Raw genomic sequence first — 14,565 nt, forward strand, 5'->3', positions numbered from 1 at the left:
GACACAAGGAATAAAGATGAACACTTTAGAGAATTTTGACAGCAACGCGATTGCCAACACAGACACAGATTCAAGTCAGCAAGCCGTTAAAGTAGTAGGGCATTTTATTGATGGTGGCCTCGTAACCAAAACTACCAAGAAACAGCCAGTTTATAACCCAGCGACTGGTGAAATCACCAAAGAAGTTGCGCTTGCAGATGCAGAGCTGGTCAACCAAGTGGTTCAAATTGCAGAGCAAGCTTTTCCAGCATGGCGTGATACACCAGTGATTAAACGCGCACGTGTGATGTTTAAATTTAAGCAATTACTTGAAGAAAATGCTGACAAGCTTTGCCAGCTGATTGGCGAGGAACACGGGAAAATTTGTCACGATGCAAAAGGTGAATTACAGCGCGGCATTGAAAATGTTGAATATGCATGTGGCGCGCCTGAGTTTTTAAAAGGTGAATATTCAAAAAATGTCGGACCTGATATTGATTCATGGAGCGAGTTTCAACCATTAGGTGTGGTTGCTGGGATTACGCCTTTTAACTTTCCAGCAATGGTTCCGTTGTGGATGTTCCCAATGGCGATTGTTTGCGGTAACTGTTTTATTTTAAAGCCTTCAGAAAAAGCGCCTTCTGCTGCTCTATTTTTAGCGGAGCTATTAAAACAAGCAGGGTTGCCTGATGGTGTTTTCAATGTTGTAAATGGTGATAAAGACGCTGTTGATGCGTTATTGCATCATCCAAAAATTCAAGCGGTTAGTTTTGTCGGATCAACCCCAATTGCAGAGTACATTTACCGTACAGCAACCGCGAGTGGTAAGCGTTGTCAAGCATTAGGCGGAGCCAAAAATCACGCCATTATTATGCCAGATGCAGATATTGATAACGTCGTAACTTCTTTATTAGGCGCGGCTTTTGGTTCATCGGGCGAACGTTGTATGGCGTTATCAGTTGCTGTTGCAATTGGCGATGAAGTTGCAGATGTTGTCATTGAAAAATTAAAACAAGAAATGAAGCAGTTGAAGTTTGGTCACTATGCAGATGAGCGTAATGACTTCGGACCGCTCATTACGCAAGCACATAAAGATAAAGTACAAGCTTTTATTCAAAGTGCAGAGCAACAAGGTGCTAAAATTGTGGTGGATGGTCGTGATGCAAAGCCGACAGGTTACGAAAAAGGTTTTTTTGTTGGGCCAACTTTAATTGATCAAGTTTCACCAGACATGACAAGTTACCAGCAAGAAATATTTGGTCCTGTTTTACAGGTCATTCGTGTACAAACCATGCAAGATGCAATGCAGCTGATTAACGACCATGAATATGGTAATGGAACGTGTATTTACACTCGTGATGGTGAAGCAGCACGCTATTTTACCAGCAATATTCAAGTCGGGATGGTCGGGGTCAATGTGCCATTACCTGTGCCGGTTGCATACCACAGTTTTGGTGGATGGAAACGTTCATTGTTTGGTGATCTATATGCCTATGGTCCAGATGGTGTACGTTTTTATACGCGCCGTAAAACCATTACGCAACGTTGGCCTTCGACGCAAGTCCGTGAATCCAAACAATTCGCTATGCCTACATTAAATTGATGAATAAAAGGGAAAACTCTGATTTTCCCTTTTTTGTTTCGTACCAGTTGGAGAAGTACATTTTTAGACGGTTTTAAAATAAGTTTGTCAATTTGAAGGAATCGAATATGAACAATGATAAAACAACAAAATTAGGTGAAGGACTTTCTAATCGACATGTCACCATGATCAGTATTGGTGGCGTTATTGGTGCGGGTTTATTTGTAGGCTCTTCTGCGGCAATTGCAAAAGCAGGCCCAGCTGCCGTACTCGCTTATATAATTACAAGTATTTTAGTTTTTCTGGTCATGCGCATGCTGGGCGAAATGGCCGTAGCACAACCCGATACAGGTTCATTTTCTACATATGCCCGTAAGGCAATTGGTCCTTGGGCTGGGTTTACCATCGGATGGTTATATTGGTGGTTTTGGGTACTGGTTATTCCAATTGAAGCGATTGCTGGAGCTGAAATTTTGCATGCTTGGTTCCCACAAATTTCCAGTGCAGTTTATGCGTTCGCCTTTATTATTTTACTCAGCTTAGCCAATTTTTTTAGTACCAAAAGTTTTGGTGAGTTTGAGTTTTGGTTTGCACTGATTAAAGTCATTGCGATTGTAGTATTTATTATTATCGGGGCAATGGCTGTATTTGGAATGTGGCCTTTAGCAAAAAATGTCAGTGGTGTTGGTAACCTATTTTCAAATGGTGGTTTTATGCCACATGGAATGGGTGGTGTTTTATCAGCAATTTTAATCTCGGCATTTTCATTTTTTGGAATAGAAATTCTTTCTATTGCAGCGGCAGAATCTAAAAATCCCGAAGAAAAAATTAAACGTGCGACCAATTTGGTGCTCTACCGAATTATTTTATTCTTTGTTGTTTCTATTTTTCTTGCAGTTGCTTTGGTCGATTGGCGTTCGCCAGACTTGCAAAAATTTGGCACCTTCCAGTTTGTGTTAATGAGCCTGAATGTTCCTGAGACTAAACTGATTATGGATGCTGTCGTTTTTATTGCAGTTGCAAGCTGTATGAATGCCGCAGTTTACACCTCGTCTCGCATGTTATTTGCTTTAGGTACACGTCAGGAAGCCCCGAAAGTTGTGACAAAAATTAATGGCGCGGGCGTACCGACTTCGGCTGTATTTTTATCTACGTTGATTGGTGTAGTGTGCTGTGCTGTAAACTACATGTTCCCAGGACAAGTCTTTGGGTTCTTGCTCTCAACCACAGGCTCAATTGCATTACTGGTGTATTTGGTGATTGCATTTTCACAATTATGTTTAAGACATAAATGGGAAAAAGAGGGTACAGCTGTATCTTTTAAAATGTGGTTGTTCCCATGGTTAACTTGGTTTGTGATTTTAGTCATTATGACCGTTTTAGGTTATATGTTTTTATCACCAGCCTATAGTTATGAAACCACTTTATCTTTGGGAGTAACTTTAGTGGTGTTCGTTTGCGGGTTGTTCGTCACGCGAAAGCGTAAAGCAACCAGAGCGGTTGCCATGAATTTGGATTAAATTTAGTTTTCACTTTAGCCATAAATTTACTATTTAGTAAATATAAAAAGAGACCATTTACGGTCTCTTTTTTCTCATGATCCAAGATCTAGACTGTCTATTTTTTAGTTGTATCCACAGAAACTAAAACAGATAAACCAGGACGCAATAACTTAATATCCGGTTGGTTCTCAACGAGTTTAATGCGTAACGGAAGGCGCTGAACGATTTTGGTAAAGTTCCCAGTCGCATTGGTTGCCGAGATTGGAGAGAAAAATGCGCCCGTAGATGGTGAAAAGCTATCTACCACACCTTTTAATTCAACGTTATAAGCATCGACATAGACATTAACAGGTTGCCCGATTTTGATTTGTTTTAACTCAATTTCTCGAAAGTTTGCTTCTACGTAGACTTGATTTAAAGGTACGACAACCATTAATGGATTACCAGCGCCAACAAAGTTACCGACGTTGGCAGACTTCTGACCAATCATGCCATAAATAGGTGCTCGTACTTCTGTATAGCTCAAATTTAGTTTTGCTTTATCAAGGGCAGCCTGTGCCTGTTTAAGGGCAGCTTGTTTGGCTTGTACCTGAATCTTGTATTGGTTTAATTGATATTGTGCATCGATTACTTTTTCTTTGCTGCTGTCTAAGTCGGCATATTGCTCAGTCAATGTGGTTTTTGACTGTTGCGTAATTAATCTCGACTCGGCACCAAGTGCCTGTAATTGCTCATAACGGGCTGTATTATCTTTTGTGAGTTTGATTCCAGCTTCTACTTTTCTAAGCTGAGCTTCTGTTTCCCGAATAACAGTCGGTTGTCTATCAACTGCCAGCATTGCTTCGCTTAAGTCCGCTTGTGCTTTTGCATAATTAGATTCAGCTTCAGCCAAAGCAGCCTGATAATCACGTGCATCAATGCGTACTAAAAGTTGTCCTTTTTTTACCGTTTGATGATCTTTAATATAAATTTCTTCAATATTGCCAGACACTTTAGGGGCAATGGTTGAGTACTCTACATCCACACGCGCATCGTCTGTTTCAACAATCGAAGACGGTAAAAATATAAGTTTTAAAACCCATAAAATGGATGCTAAAACGATGATGAATGCGATAACCATAACCCAATGCTTTTTGAGATATTGCACCTTTGTTAACTTGGGTGGTTCGGTGTTGGTGGTATCTTGGGCTTCGAGAGTACTCATAAAGATTTTCCTGAGTTATGACTATTCATTAACTTAATGAGAGCAATACGTGGTGGATAAGTTCTAACGGGCAAAATCAGCATAACGATCAATAAAAACGCAGCCAATCCCGCTAAAATCAGATATTGATCGCTAATGACTAAAACAGATTGCTGCGCTTGAATCGCAGAATTTAGGGCTGATAACCCACCTGAAACACGTTCTGCGCCATTTTCAGTCAGTACAGGTGGGGTAAGAGGGTTAATAACAGGGCCTTGAATATTTTGGAAAACATGTTGGGCTGTATTTTCAATCAGTCGTGTTGAATGGTATTCACCGCGTACTCGGTTTACCCAATCTAAAATACAAACGCCAAGTACGCCACTAATAGCACGTGGGGTATTAATCATTGGTGAAGCGTAAATCGCCATGGTTGGATGTACGCTGTTTGTACCCATCATGAGCAACGAGAGCACTACACAGGTTTGCCCTAAACATGAAATCGCGTGCCAAAAATAAAATTGATCTTGATTCCATGTGGTGTCGAGTTGACTTGCACCTAAACAGCCTGCGATTACTAGAAGCAAACCAAAGCCATGCACATAGCGGCTGTCGACCCAAGCTTGATTTAAAAGCTTAACGACAATGAGAATATAGATGAATTGCAATGCCGCAATTTGTAAACCAATCCACATGGTTTGGGTAGGTTTATAGCCGTGTACAGCGCTCAGATAATTGAGTGGTAATGTACTTGTCGACATCCCAATAATCACAAAGCAAAACAGTGCAAAGATAGCGTAAGCAAAATTTCGTATTTCGAGCATTTGCGGTTTAATTAATGGGGATGGAGAACGCCATTCATGTATGAAAAATAAAGGTAATGTGATGGTACTGATTAAAGCCAATACACAAATTAATTTAGAGTAGAACCAATCTAGATGATTGCCATGTAATAACATGGTGCTCAGGCTTGCTAAGCTTATAATGGCTAAAATAGCGCCTGTCCAATCGTAAGTCTTTATTCTTGAATAATTTAAAGGGTCTTGAGGAATACCAAAATAAACCAGCGCTGCACTTAAGGCACAAAACGGGATGGTTTGAAAGAAAATCATCTTCCAGCCAATCACATCTAAATAAAAGGCAGAAAGCGCAGCACTTAAGTTGGGAAAGAAAGTCGCAGTTAATGCGTAGCAGGCTAAGCCCCATAGACGAATATCTGGCCCCAAAAATCTAAGCGCACATGCCATAAGCAAAGGAATGGTTAACCCATTAGCAAGACCTTGTAAGGCGCGTAATAAATAAAATATTTCGATATTTGGACTAAAAGGAATTAAAACACTAGAGAAGAGGCAAAGCCCTATGGCAAAAAGAAGAACTCTTCGCATAGAAAAAATGACCGCCCAACTGGTGGAAAGTATCATTCCAATAATCATGGCACTGGCATAAATACTGTTGACCCAATAACCCGAGTCAACACTAATTCCCATAGCTCCACGTATGTCGGCTAAGGTAATGCTGGTGATGCGGTTATTAAATTCAACAGTCATTGCAGCAAATATTGCACCTGCTAAACCGATGAGGGGGCGTTTATTCATCTTTTACCTTAAATCTTAAACATCAATTCATTGCACGGAGTAGATATTTACTGTACTGTACCGATCGGTACTCTACTCTCTAATTAAATTTCCGTCAATTCTCGATTTTGAACTTTTCGATGAGTTACACTACAAACGAAGTCGCTAAAATTGTTATAAGGTCACTATGTCTGTTTCAACTAAAGCTAATGAAAAAGATCAAAAAATTCTGGATGCAGCAACAAAATTTTTTCTTACTCATGGTTTTAGTGGCACCACAACAGATATGATTCAAAAAGAGGCGGGTGTTTCAAAAGCAACCATGTATGGTTGTTATAAAAATAAAGAAGTGATGTTTGCTGCCGTGATTGAACGACAATGCGCGAACATGCAAGAGCAAATTATATTAGTCGAGACAAAAGCTGAAAACCTACGTTCTGCTTTAACTGAAATTGGAAAAACTTATCTGTGTTTTATATTATCGCATTCAGGTTTGGCTTTTTTTAGAGTATGTATTGCAGAAGCAGTCAGGTTTCCAGAGTTATCTGAAAAATTCTTTCAAGTTGGCCCAGAACGTCTTGCTAATATTATTGCGGGTTATCTTGAAAAATCAGCCAAAAATGGTGAAATTGAATTAGAGTCTTCTGCTGATATCGCTGCGAATATATTTTTAGCGTTACTACGAAGTGATGCACATCTTAAGTGTCTTACACATCCTAATTACATCATATCGGATAGTGAAATTAGTTCTTGGGTTGAATATGCAGTTGGTTTATTTATGAAAAATATCAATTACAATGAGAAGTTAAAATAATTTTATAAGTACTTCTAGTCTCAAAATTGGTAAGAATAGTTTCTATTTTTTACTTATTTGAGAATAAAACAACTTGATATTTAATCTATATGGATTATTCTTTTTCTCTAAAGGTTAATGCATAAGAATGGGGATATTTTCTTAAGTTAACACCATTAATTTTAACTTGTACTGTGGAATCTAATGAGTAAACAAACTAAAGAAAAATTGATAGAAGCAGCCATCATTCTTTTTTCACAAAATAATATTGAAACGCTATCAGTACAAAGAATTAATGAAACTGCTGGAGTTGCAAATAAGTCAGCTCTTTATTACCACTTTAAATCAAAATGGGGACTCGTGGAGGCTGCATTAGATCATGTTATGCAGCCTTATGTTATTGATAGTTTAGAGTTATTAAATGCTATTCCACCCGATAATGTACAAGTTTCTGATGTTGTAGATGCTTTAATGAAACCTATGATAAAAATACTTTTACAGCATAATGGCATTCATTACATAAAATTTTTCTCTAAAACGATTAGTGCCGGAGATGAAGGGCGCGTTATTGTTGCAAAAACTTTAGTACCTATTTCCAATAAAGCCGTAGGTCTATTACAACAAGCTTTACCAGATGCAGACCCAAATGCGATTTCACTTAAAGTACTTTTTACTTTTAACATCATTTTAAATGTGATTAGTGATGTTGGAATTGAGCATTTTTGGCCAACAGAGGTTAAAGATCATAAACTAATCGCCAAATATCTAAAAGATTATATTGAAGGTGGAATTCGTTTTAAAGTAGATCATTTTTATTCATAAGCCTCAAAAAATTCCTATCTTTCACTGAGTAAGCATCGCTTCATCTCACCCTACATTTTTTATAGAACCCGTTTAGATAGTACGGTTTGAACTCTACTCTCTTGTGTAATCAGAATTGATAAAACTTTTTCTCTAGTATTGATATTTTAATAAATGTTAATAAGTATTTGATTTTATTTAAAAAAATAATTTTATTCATTGTTGGTAAAAATAGCTTGATATTTAATCTAGTTGGATTATTATTTTAATCTAAATGGATTAGATCTCGAAAAAAATCGAGATTAAGAAATATAACAAAAAATCAAGTTTGTATCGCTTGGTCAACATGGAAAAGTATTATGGAAAAATTTAATCAGTTAAGGATTGCAATATTATTGACGGTTATTGGCTCTGTGGGTTTGAGCGCGTGCAATGATAGTGATGATTCTACTCAGGTAAATAAACCAACAAACCCAGGAACTGAGTTAACAGATTGCATGTGGCAAGATTCTGTAACAAGTAAACAGCATACGGGAGAAGACCCGTTAAATTATGCGTTTCCTGATTCTAATGTAACGTATTGGTCATCAGAATTTACGGTTCCAGAAGGTGCAAAAGTAATGATTGATGGGGATTATCCTTATTCGCGTCACTTTTCATTGGTGAGCTATACAGCAAAAGGTGAGCGAGTTAATTCCCTATTAGATGCAGCCATTTTACCAAATCAAGGTTCAATCAACCCGTTTGTAGTCGGGAATAACCGTCTTGGCAAAGAGCGTAGTTACTCAGCACAATTGCAATTAGGAGATTTACCAAGTAATCCTCTAAATAATACGTTGTATGCCCCAAAAACAGGTGATGGCAAAGTTGCCATTTTATATCGTGTATATGTACCCAACAAAAATATGGATATTAAAGGAAATGTGAGTTTCCCTCGATTTAAAGTACAACTTGCAAATGGGGAAGTTAAAAAAGGCCAAGATGTTTGTAATGTTCTACAAGTAAAAAAAGCACCTATTGATCGTATATCGGCAGTACCATTAAAAAATACTGTAGATGCATTTAACCAAAATAGATATGAGGGTTTTCCTGCACAACAGGAACCGAAATGGTACAAAGCTTTTAGTGCTTTAGATAGCTTCAAATGTATTTATAAATTCGATCCTATTACAAAACAGCCTATCGATAAATGTGAAGGTTTGGCTGTCACACCAAAACTTGGTTTTTGGGCTACACCTGACAATGAATATGTTTATGCGACAGTAAGTAGACGATTAGGTAAAGTGATCGAACTTCGAGGTAAAGTTCCAACTACAGCGAAAACTTTTAATAATGATCCGTTTGTTCAAAAAACAGATGTACGTTATTGGTCAATTTGTACAAATGAAGTGATTTCAACCGCGACAAATTATTGTCTCTATGACGAAAATATTCAAAAAGTAGATAAAGACGGTTTCTATACCATTGTTGCTTCGTTACCAGAAGATCGACCAGCGAATGCACGAGAAGAGTGTGGCGTATATTTCCTTGAGCTAAGTCCTCGTGGTTCAGGCTATACAGCTGAAGATGGTAAAGCTTTCGGTCACTCAGACTTTGGTTTATTTATTATGCGTAATTTATTACCTGATAGCGCTTTTGCTCACGCCGTTCAGAAGGTGAAAGTACCGGGTGAAGAAAAAGCAGTAATGGGTGATTATTTGCCAGACATTCGATACACCTCTAAAGATGCTTTTGAAACAAAGGATTGTTCTTAAAATCTAGATATAAAGAAAATCAACCAATCTTTTAATGAAAGATTGGTTTTTTCTTTAGTACCTAAGAAGTTTTAAATCAATAAAAATATTCCCAATCTTTATGGGATAAACAGCATATAAAATATTAAGGAAATTTTATGAAAATCAAAGTACTAACGGCTTCATTGTTATGCACTTTATCATTTAACACATTTGCAGAAACTAAAGTAGAAAAGGCCGTTATTGACTCCAATGCCTCTTATGGTAGTAAGTACAATCTACAAGATGCTGATGAGTTTAAAAATGCTGAAAAGGGTTTTATCGCTAAACCTACTGGCCAAATAAAAAATGAGCAAGGAGATGTGATTTGGGATTTTGATGCATTTAATTTTATTAAAGATCAAGCTCCTAATACTGTAAATCCAAGCCTGTGGAGACAAGCAAAATTAAATAATAATGTTGGTTTGTTTAAGGTGACGGACCGTGTTTGGCAAGTTCGGGGTTTTGATCTGGCAAACATGACCATTATTCAGGGTAATACAGGCTGGATCATTGTTGACACTTTAACCTCTAAAGAAACTGCTGAAGCGGCTATTAAATTTGCAAGACAGCATTTAGGTAACCAGAAAATTTCAGCGATTGTTTTTACGCATAGCCATGTTGATCATTTTGGTGGTGCTCTCGGCGTTATCTCTGCTGAAGAATTGAAGCAAAGCAAGATACCCATTGTAGCTCCTGAAGGATTTATGGAAGAAGCGACTAGTGAGAACATTATGGCTGGGCCAGCCATGAGTCGCCGAGCAACTTATATGTATGGTACATTTTTACCTAAAAATACAGAAGGTTTGGTTGATAATGGTTTAGGTAAAGCGGTAGCAGTCGGACAAATCGGAATTTTAGAACCTAATCAGTTGATTACGCAGAAAGAACAAAAATTAAATATCGATGGTTTGGATTTTGTATTCTATAACGTTCCAAGTTCAGAAGCGCCGTCAGAATTAACTTTTTCCATTCCGTCACTTAAGCTTTATAACGGCGCAGAGATTCTCTCCCATACACTACATAATCTTTACACTCTAAGGGGTGCTAAAGTACGCGATACGTTAAAGTGGGTCGGTTATCTTAACCAAGCTTTAGTGCAAACCCAAAACTCAGAAGTTTTTATTGCCCAACATCACTGGCCAGTTTGGGGGCAACAAAATATTCAAGACTTTATTAAGACACAAAGAGATGTCTATAAATTCATTCATGATCAAACTGTTCGTTCTATGAACTCTGGTTTAAATGGTGCTGAAATCGCAGAGAAGATTAAACTGCCACCAGAGTTAGACCAAAAGCTATATGCTCACGGCTATTATGGAACCTTAAAACATAATACAAAGGCTGTATATCAATACTACATGGGTTGGTTTGATGCCAACCCGTCAAATTTAGACCCTTTACCGCCTAAAGATGCTGCAAAGAAATATATTGAACTGGCAGGTGGAGAGGCGAATGCTTTAAAAAATGCTCAGCAAGCTTATGACAAGGCTGAATACAGATGGACTGCGGAAGTTCTAAAACATTTAGTATTTAATAACCCAAAGAATTTTCAAGCTAAAGAATTGCTGGCAAAAACTTATCGACAATTAGGATATTCAGCGGAAGCTTCGACTTGGCGTAATTTCTATTTATCGGGTGCACAAGAATTACAAGGCGTTACTCCAGTTAAGAATACTTCGGATTTATTAGGTTTATTTATTCATACGCCGACTGAAAAATTTCTTGAAGCGATGGCAACCAATCTGGATGTTGAAAATTTAAAAAATGAAAATCAGTGTATGAACTTAGTCTTGACCGATACACAAGAAAATTTTTCATTACGGATTGAAAACTCGGTCATGCTCTTTGATAAATATGACAGCGATAATCTACCTACAAACTGTCCAACGTTGAAGCTGACTAAACTTTTATATTTAAAGTTAATTACAGGTGAAGTGAGTGGTTCGAAAGTTTTATTTTCTAAGGACAGCGAAATAGAGGGCAATCCGTTAAAAATTGGAAAGTTCTTTTCTTTATTTAAAAAGTCTACCAATATTTTTCCAATTGTGACTCGTCCAGAAAACTGAAACGATCAAAGATAGACCCATAGGAAATTCAAGCTAAAGCATCCTTTAGCAATGATTTCAACCTAGCAGCACTTGATAGAACCCAACCATCAAGTGCTGCATTTTTAACTTTATATAAACCAAATTATTCGATGTGCTGGTGTAAATTTGGAGGTTCTAACTTCTAGTCTCTTTAAAAAGTGAGCGTTACGTGAGAAGAGTAATTTTAGCTGCTACATTAAGTTTTACCGTACTAGCTATGCAAGGTTGTCTTTCTTTGCCTCATAAAGTTGATGAAAAATCTGCTGAAAAGAAAAACGAGTATTTTTCAGAAATTGTTAAATTCAAAGGTTTAAGCCAAACGCAAATTTATGATGCTTCTAAAAACTGGCGAAACAATGTTGTGGATTATGTTTCAAGTCGAAAGATTATTCAGGCAGATGACAATAATAAAATACTGACAATTAAAGGACATGCAGGGCTAAAATTTGATAACTGTATGGACTGTCTAAGCAGAAATATGATTAAGGTAGCGGATGATTCCTTTAATTATATTCTGAAAATAGAAGTTAAAGATCATCAAGCTAAGCTTACTTTTAGCAATATTGAACCTCGTGACAATCGTAATAATCATTTTTATAAAGATAAAAATGCAGCCATAAAAAATCAATTAAAGAACATTGTGGAAGGCTATAAATTTCATATCTTACATCCGAATGCTCAGCCTGTAGGCGCGAGTCCAATGTAGTTTTCTTAGATTGGCTTATAAAAAATAAAATATAGTTAAAAAGTCAGATAGGCCTGTGAGAGATAAATGTCTAACGAAAATAGGCATTTATCTTTGCTAAGTAGATGATGTATATCTCTTTAATATAAAAAAAATAAATATTGCATATAAATATCTTGAATAAATATTGATTTCCTGTATGCTTAATTTAACTAGAAAAAAGACTTGTAGTAAATCTTCTTTAAGTATCGCAGTTTTAGTCATAATCCTTCGTTTTTTTCAGATATTAAGCTCAATTCGTTATTATTTTTTCAAGTTATATTTGTCATTTTAAAATGGCTCAAATTATTAAAATTAAAGGATATATTATGTCTAATACAGCTAATGGTACAGTAAAGTGGTTTAACGAAACTAAAGGTTTCGGTTTTATTCAACAAGAATCTGGTCCAGATGTGTTTGCTCATTTTAAAGAAATTGCTTCTTCTGGCTTCAAAACTTTATATGAAGGTCAGAAAGTAACGTTTAATATCGCTCAAGGCCAAAAAGGTCCAAGTGCTGTGAATATTATTCCTGAGTAATAAGCGACAAAAAAAGCCCTGAATATTCAGGGCTTTTTTTATTTATTGTGAATCAGCTTTCACCTGACGATGAATTAATCTTAATTCTAAATTTTCCAAGCTAACGACCTGATCATTTGAATCAACCAGCTTTAATTTAAGTAAATCATTCGTATTTTTGTGGAAAACTTTAACCACATCTTGATTAGCTTCAATAAAGTTGCTGCCAGATTCAAGCATTGCAAGTAATACAATATTTAAGCTTCTACCTTTTGGCGTGAGTAAATACTCTTTGCGCTCTCTAACGCCGATTTCCTTATAAATAGATAATTCAAATATTTCTAATTGAATAAGATGTTTTAGTCGATTAGATAAAATTTGCTTTGATATGCCTGTATTTTCTAAAAATTCATTAAATTTAGTTATCCCATAAAAAGCTTCTCTTAATAAGAGGATGGTCCACGTGTCATTCAATATTTCAGCAATTTGAAAAATTCCGCACACATCTGCCGAGAATTTATTATTTGGAATAATTTGATTTGACATTCAGTGAAGCTCCAATTAGCATGAGTCTACAATTTAGACCTAGGGTTAATTCAGGTAGCATTATGCCATTTATAAATATACAAACAATAGAAGGCTTACTAGATAAAGAAAGTAAGGCTGAGCTTTTTAAACGAATAGCAGATTTATTTGTAGAGATTGAAGGAAAGGGAAATGCTGCTTTTCGGGAGCATGTCTGGATACGAATTGATGAGTATCCTCCTGAACAGTGGCAATTAGGCCACTTACGACCAACAAAAGAGATGATTGAAATAATATCTAAAGCTAACTAACTATTATTCTTCCAGTGGTGTTCGGTGTAGAAATACCGACATAACAAACCTGAATTATTTTTAGGATAATTCAGGTTATAAAAAATTAATCTGCTAAATGCTTGTCTATTTTTATACGCTCTTTATATCCACCGACGGCGAAACGCCAAAAAAGCGTTTATATTCTCTAGAAAATTGCGACAAACTTTCATAGCCTACTTGCATGCTTGTAGATGAAATATCGCATTCTTCAGTGATTAATAAACGCCGTGCTTCGGTCAGTCTCATTCTTTTTTGATATTGTAAGGGGCTCATTGAAGTAATATCACGAAAATGCTGATGAAAACTTGAAGCGCTCATACCCATTGTGCTTGCAAGCTCTTCAATGCTAAATGATTTTGCAAAATTTGTTTTCAACCATTCAATGGCTTTCACAATTCGATGACCTGTAGTTCCTGCCGCTACAATTCGTTTAAGCCGATCACCTTGTGGACTCATCAATAAACGATAAAAAATTTCCTTAATAATAAGTGGAGACAAGATTGGGATGTCTTGTGGCGTGTCTAGTAGTTTTAATAACCGTATAAAAGCATCATTCAGTTCCGAATTTACGACCCCAACAGCCATTCCTTTTTTTTCAGTATTTGTATCTTTAAAAGGAATATGGGCTTCAAGCATGATTTGGGCAAGCACATAAGGGTCTAGTCGTAGCACTATAGAAAGATAAGGTTGTTCAACTGAAGCCTCAAGAACTTGAGCAATTACAGGCAGGTCAATTGCAGTAAAAAGGAAATGATTTGAATCATAGGTATAAGCTTCTTCGCTAAGAATCACCTGTTTTTTCCCTTGAGCAACCATACAGAGACTAGCATCCATCATGCTGCTATTTGGTTGGGTCAGTGTTTCAGCACGAAATAAAGTCAGTCCCATAATAGGCGTTTCGAATGTACCTTTTTCACGGGTCCATTGATCGATAAGTTGAGCCAGTGTTTCATTATTGCCTAGAGACATATTCGCCATTCAGATTTCACCTATTGCCATCTGTGTTTTTATTGTAGGCATTTCAAATAAGAAAAATAGAGAGAATTGCAACAATTCGGAGGATTAGGCAAATCTGTGAGAGGAATAGAACAACACCTTACACCTTTCATTTTTATACTGATGAACATGGCAAAAAAAGTCGATTGATTAAAGCCTGTTGATTCACCGTTTCCACAACGTATTCACGGCTT

Annotated in this window: 13 protein-coding genes; 9 read left to right on the forward strand and 4 right to left on the reverse strand. The window is 36.7% G+C overall.

What is annotated here, in order from left to right; all coding sequences use genetic code 11:
* The first annotated feature begins 16 nt into the window (after positions 1-16).
* Both F936_RS09525 and F936_RS09530 read left to right on the forward strand, forming a co-directional pair.
* Complete coding sequence (locus tag F936_RS09525; protein ID WP_005046948.1) at positions 17-1,582, forward strand: CoA-acylating methylmalonate-semialdehyde dehydrogenase; 1,566 nt, start codon at positions 17-19, stop codon at positions 1,580-1,582.
* A 107-nt stretch (positions 1,583-1,689) separates the two neighbouring features.
* Complete coding sequence (locus tag F936_RS09530) at positions 1,690-3,081, forward strand: amino acid permease (protein WP_005046949.1); 1,392 nt, start codon at positions 1,690-1,692, stop codon at positions 3,079-3,081.
* A 97-nt stretch (positions 3,082-3,178) separates the two neighbouring features.
* Here the strand turns inward: F936_RS09530 and F936_RS09535 are convergent, their stop codons facing one another.
* On the reverse strand, positions 3,179-4,267 hold the full coding sequence (locus F936_RS09535; protein ID WP_005046950.1) for an HlyD family secretion protein: 1,089 nt from the start codon (positions 4,265-4,267) through the stop codon (positions 3,179-3,181).
* Positions 4,264-5,841 carry an MFS transporter gene (locus tag F936_RS09540; protein ID WP_005046951.1) on the reverse strand — a complete coding sequence of 526 codons (1,578 nt, stop codon included), beginning with the start codon at positions 5,839-5,841 and terminating at the stop codon, positions 4,264-4,266. The genes F936_RS09535 and F936_RS09540 overlap by 4 nt, the downstream gene beginning before the upstream one ends.
* Positions 5,842-6,007: 166 nt before the next feature.
* On the opposite strand from F936_RS09540, the gene F936_RS09545 reads away from it, so the two are divergent.
* The 6 genes from F936_RS09545 to F936_RS09570 all read left to right on the forward strand — a co-directional run bounded on the left by F936_RS09545 (position 6,008) and on the right by F936_RS09570 (position 12,539).
* Complete coding sequence (locus tag F936_RS09545) at positions 6,008-6,634, forward strand: TetR/AcrR family transcriptional regulator (RefSeq protein WP_005046952.1); 627 nt, start codon at positions 6,008-6,010, stop codon at positions 6,632-6,634.
* A 183-nt stretch (positions 6,635-6,817) separates the two neighbouring features.
* A complete protein-coding gene (locus F936_RS09550) occupies positions 6,818-7,435 on the forward strand; it encodes a TetR/AcrR family transcriptional regulator (protein ID WP_003651867.1) in 618 nt (205 codons plus the stop codon).
* Between the two features lie 338 nt (positions 7,436-7,773).
* Positions 7,774-9,168 (forward strand): hypothetical protein, encoded by a 1,395-nt coding sequence (locus F936_RS09555; protein ID WP_005046955.1) that lies wholly within the window; start codon positions 7,774-7,776, stop codon positions 9,166-9,168.
* 137 nt (positions 9,169-9,305) lie between these two features.
* Entirely contained in the window at positions 9,306-11,255 is a 1,950-nt protein-coding gene (locus F936_RS09560; protein WP_005046957.1) for an alkyl/aryl-sulfatase, read from the forward strand.
* Between the two features lie 190 nt (positions 11,256-11,445).
* Positions 11,446-11,982, forward strand: a complete 537-nt coding sequence (locus tag F936_RS09565) for a DUF4468 domain-containing protein (RefSeq protein WP_005046959.1) — start codon at positions 11,446-11,448, stop codon at positions 11,980-11,982.
* 347 nt (positions 11,983-12,329) lie between these two features.
* Positions 12,330-12,539, forward strand: a complete 210-nt coding sequence (locus F936_RS09570) for a cold-shock protein (RefSeq protein ID WP_003651862.1) — start codon at positions 12,330-12,332, stop codon at positions 12,537-12,539.
* A 42-nt stretch (positions 12,540-12,581) separates the two neighbouring features.
* Here the strand turns inward: F936_RS09570 and F936_RS09575 are convergent, their stop codons facing one another.
* Entirely contained in the window at positions 12,582-13,064 is a 483-nt protein-coding gene (locus F936_RS09575) for a winged helix-turn-helix transcriptional regulator (RefSeq protein ID WP_004642884.1), read from the reverse strand.
* A gap of 62 nt (positions 13,065-13,126) precedes the next feature.
* Between F936_RS09575 and F936_RS09580 the strand changes: the two genes are divergently transcribed.
* Positions 13,127-13,354 (forward strand): tautomerase family protein, encoded by a 228-nt coding sequence (locus F936_RS09580; protein WP_004642882.1) that lies wholly within the window; start codon positions 13,127-13,129, stop codon positions 13,352-13,354.
* Between the two features lie 111 nt (positions 13,355-13,465).
* Here the strand turns inward: F936_RS09580 and F936_RS09585 are convergent, their stop codons facing one another.
* On the reverse strand, positions 13,466-14,353 hold the full coding sequence (locus tag F936_RS09585; RefSeq protein WP_004642881.1) for an AraC family transcriptional regulator: 888 nt from the start codon (positions 14,351-14,353) through the stop codon (positions 13,466-13,468).
* Positions 14,354-14,565 lie beyond the last annotated feature (212 nt).

Origin of the sequence: Acinetobacter calcoaceticus DSM 30006 = CIP 81.8, assembly GCF_000368965.1 — a bacterium.
GTDB lineage: Bacteria > Pseudomonadota > Gammaproteobacteria > Pseudomonadales > Moraxellaceae > Acinetobacter > Acinetobacter calcoaceticus.

What these genes read in the sequence shown, in the direction of transcription:
- F936_RS09525 (WP_005046948.1), top strand. Translation starts at nt 17, where the DNA reads ATGAACACTTTAGAGAATTTTGACAGCAACGCGATTGCCAACACAGAC.
- F936_RS09530 (WP_005046949.1), top strand. Translation starts at nt 1,690, where the DNA reads ATGAACAATGATAAAACAACAAAATTAGGTGAAGGACTTTCTAATCGA.
- F936_RS09535 (WP_005046950.1), bottom strand. Translation starts at nt 4,267, where the DNA reads ATGAGTACTCTCGAAGCCCAAGATACCACCAACACCGAACCACCCAAG.
- F936_RS09540 (WP_005046951.1), bottom strand. Translation starts at nt 5,841, where the DNA reads ATGAATAAACGCCCCCTCATCGGTTTAGCAGGTGCAATATTTGCTGCA.
- F936_RS09545 (WP_005046952.1), top strand. Translation starts at nt 6,008, where the DNA reads ATGTCTGTTTCAACTAAAGCTAATGAAAAAGATCAAAAAATTCTGGAT.
- F936_RS09550 (WP_003651867.1), top strand. Translation starts at nt 6,818, where the DNA reads ATGAGTAAACAAACTAAAGAAAAATTGATAGAAGCAGCCATCATTCTT.
- F936_RS09555 (WP_005046955.1), top strand. Translation starts at nt 7,774, where the DNA reads ATGGAAAAATTTAATCAGTTAAGGATTGCAATATTATTGACGGTTATT.
- F936_RS09560 (WP_005046957.1), top strand. Translation starts at nt 9,306, where the DNA reads ATGAAAATCAAAGTACTAACGGCTTCATTGTTATGCACTTTATCATTT.
- F936_RS09570 (WP_003651862.1), top strand. Translation starts at nt 12,330, where the DNA reads ATGTCTAATACAGCTAATGGTACAGTAAAGTGGTTTAACGAAACTAAA.
- F936_RS09575 (WP_004642884.1), bottom strand. Translation starts at nt 13,064, where the DNA reads ATGTCAAATCAAATTATTCCAAATAATAAATTCTCGGCAGATGTGTGC.
- F936_RS09580 (WP_004642882.1), top strand. Translation starts at nt 13,127, where the DNA reads ATGCCATTTATAAATATACAAACAATAGAAGGCTTACTAGATAAAGAA.
- F936_RS09585 (WP_004642881.1), bottom strand. Translation starts at nt 14,353, where the DNA reads ATGGCGAATATGTCTCTAGGCAATAATGAAACACTGGCTCAACTTATC.